Source organism: Flavobacterium gawalongense, assembly GCF_007097265.1.
GTDB lineage: Bacteria > Bacteroidota > Bacteroidia > Flavobacteriales > Flavobacteriaceae > Flavobacterium > Flavobacterium gawalongense.
In genome coordinates this window covers 1-3437 of the sequence record NZ_VJZP01000070.1, presented here as the reverse complement: position 1 = coordinate 3437, position 3437 = coordinate 1, and the positions used below count along the sequence as shown (strand labels likewise).

At 40.6% G+C, this 3437-nt stretch carries 1 protein-coding gene; it reads left to right on the top strand.

The genetic code is table 11. The features are described 5' to 3' along the window. A partial coding sequence (locus tag FNW38_RS17255; RefSeq protein WP_144265605.1) for a beta strand repeat-containing protein occupies nucleotides 1-3437 on the top strand: 3437 nt, incomplete at both ends.

Sequence of the window (3437 nt, the reverse complement as noted above, 5' to 3'; positions counted from 1 at the left end):
GACATCACTTATACCAATAGCAATGGTTGTCAAAAAACAGTCACGGTAACGGTGAATGCCCTGCCAACAATTAGCGGCACACTCAGTGTGTGCGTAAATTCTACAACACAGTTGACGGGGTCTGCAACTGCGGCTGCATCGAATCCATGGGTATCATCTGATCCCTCAAAAGCCACTGTTTCTTCAACAGGATTGGTAACAGGTGTGTCTGCTGGTACAGCTGACATCACTTATACCAATAGCAATGGTTGTCAAAAAACAGTCACGGTAACGGTGAATGCCCTGCCAACAATTAGCGGCACACTCAGTGTGTGCGTAAATTCTACAACACAGTTGACGGGGTCTGCAACTGCGGCTGCATCGAATCCATGGGTATCATCTGATCCCTCAAAAGCCACTGTTTCTTCAACAGGATTGGTAACAGGTGTGTCTGCTGGTACAGCTGACATCACTTATACCAATAGCAATGGTTGCCAAAAAACAGCAACAGTAACGGTGAATGCCCTGCCAGCAGCCCCAGTTTCCGGTGGTAATATAACAGAGTGTAAGAACCCTTCAATACAAACCTTAACCGCTACGGCAACTGTCCCAGCTGGTCAACACATTGATTGGTATAATGCCGCAACGGCTGGTGAAATAGTTGTAAGTCCAACCCTTAATACCGTTGGAACGGTTACTTATTATGCTCAGGCTGTAAACAATACTACTTCTTGCATAAGTTTAACTCGTACTGCCGTTACTTTAACAATAAACGCATGTTCGATTGTTATTACTAAAGACGGTACCTATCAAGATACAACCGCTCCTATAGGAACTGCAAATCCTGGGGATACTGTCACTTATGCTTTTGTTGTAACCAATACGGGTAATGTGACATTAACCAATGTGTCCATTACTGACCTATTTGGTGGTGTAACAATCACGGGAGGGCCTATAACATTGGCTGTTGACGCTTCTAATGATGCTGCTTTCCATGGTACTTACACAATCACTCAAGCGGATATTGATGCTGGTTTTGTATATAACTTGGCTAAAGTTTCCGGAACTCCGCCGACTGGTCCGGACGTAACGAGTACTTCAACCGACCCTACACCTTGTACTACTTGTCCTAAAGATCCTGAATGTACTGGTTGTACTATCACTCCAATACCTCAAACACCTGATATTGCTATTGTGAAAACCAATAACATTGATCCTGGACCAAATGGATGTGCTATTCTAAAAGTAGGCGATCTGGTAACCTATACCTTTACCGTGACTAATGAAGGTAATGTAAGTTTGCATACTATAACTGTTCTCGACCCTCATACTGGTTTATCTCCTATTGCGCTGCAAAGTGGTGATAGTAACAATAACAGTATATTAGAAGTTCCCGAAACTTGGATTTATACCGCAACGTATACCGTAACTCAAACCGATATCGATAATGGAAATATTACCAATCAAGCTTCAGTTAAAGGTACTGCCCCTGATAACACTACAATAGTAACTGACAAATCAGGTGATTCAGCAACTGAGGATGGTGAGAATGTGATTCCTATTTGTACTACGCCTGACATTGCTATTGTGAAAACCAATGACATTATAGTTGGACCAAATGGATGTGCTATTCTAAAAGTAGGCGATGTGGTAACCTATACCTTTACCGTGACTAATGAAGGTAATGTAAGTTTACATGATGTAGCTGTTGAAGACCTTCATACTGGCTTATCTGCTATTGCTCAGCAAAGCGGTGATGTTAATGATAACAGTATATTAGAAGTTCCCGAAACTTGGATTTATACCGCAACGTATACCGTAACTCAAACCGATATCGATAATGGAAATATTACCAATCAAGCTTCAGTTAAAGGTACTGCCCCTGATAACACTACAATAATAACTGACAAATCAGGTGATTCAGCAACTGAGGATGGTGAGAATGTGATTCCTATTTGTACTACGCCTGACATTGCTATTGTGAAAACCAATGACATTATAGTTGGACCAAATGGATGTGCTATTCTAAAAGTAGGCGATGTGGTAACCTATACCTTTACCGTGACTAATGAAGGCAATGTAAGTTTACATGATGTAGCTGTTGAAGACCTTCATACTGACTTATCTGCTATTACTCTGCAAAGTGGTGATGTTAATAATATCAGTATATTAGAAGTTGGCGAAACTTGGATTTATACCGCAACGTATACGGTAACTCAAACCGATATAGATGCAGGTACTATTACCAATCAAGCTTCGGTTAATGGTACTGCGCCAGATACGACAATAGTAACTGACAAATCAGGTGATTCAGCAACTGAGGATGGTGAGAATGTGATTCCTATTTGTACTACCCCTAACATTGCTATTGTGAAAACTAATGACATTATAGTTGGACCAAATGGATGTGCTATTCTAAAAGTAGGCGATGTGGTAACCTATACCTTTACCGTGACTAATGAAGGCAATGTAAGTTTACATGATGTTACTGTTGAAGACCTTCATACTGACTTATCTGCTATTACTCTGCAAAGTGGTGATGTCAATAATATCAGTATATTAGAAGTTGGCGAAACTTGGATTTATACCGCAACGTATACCGTAACTCAAACCGATATTGATAATGGAAATATTACCAATCAAGCTTCCGTTAAAGGTACTGCCCCTGATAACACTACAATAGTAACTGACAAATCAGGTGATTCAGCAACTGAGGATGGTGAGAATGTGATTCCTATTTGTATTAATCCTGACATTGCTTTAGTGAAAACTAATGACATTATAGTTGGACCAAATGGATGTGCTATTCTAAAAGTAGGCGATGTGGTAACCTATACCTTTACCGTGACTAATGAAGGCAATGTAAGTTTACATGATGTAGCTGTTGAAGACCTTCATACTGACTTATCTGCTATTACTCTGCAAAGTGGTGATGTCAATAATATCAGTATATTAGAAGTTGGCGAAACTTGGATTTATACCGCAACGTATACCGTAACTCAAACCGATATAGACGCAGGTACTATTACCAATCAAGCTTCCGTTAAAGGTACCGCCCCTGATAACACGACAATAGTAAATGACCTATCGGGTGATTCAGCAACTGAGGATGGTAACAATGTGATTCCTATTTGTACTAATCCTGACATTGCTTTAGTGAAAACTGGCACCTTTGTGGATACGAATAATGATGGTTTCGCTCAAGTGGGTGAAAAAATCAATTATACTTTCGCAGTAACCAATACGGGTAATGTGATCATAACCAATATCGTCATCACGGATCTAGTGCCATTGGTTGGTTTTGCAATAACTGGTAGTCCAATTGCTTCTTTAGCACCAGGAGCCACTAACAGTTCCGTGACTGGAGTTTATACCGTTACACAAGCGGATATCAATGCGGGACAAGTGACAAACTCGGCTTTGGCTATCGGTAAAGACCCTAAAGGCGAAGATGTAAG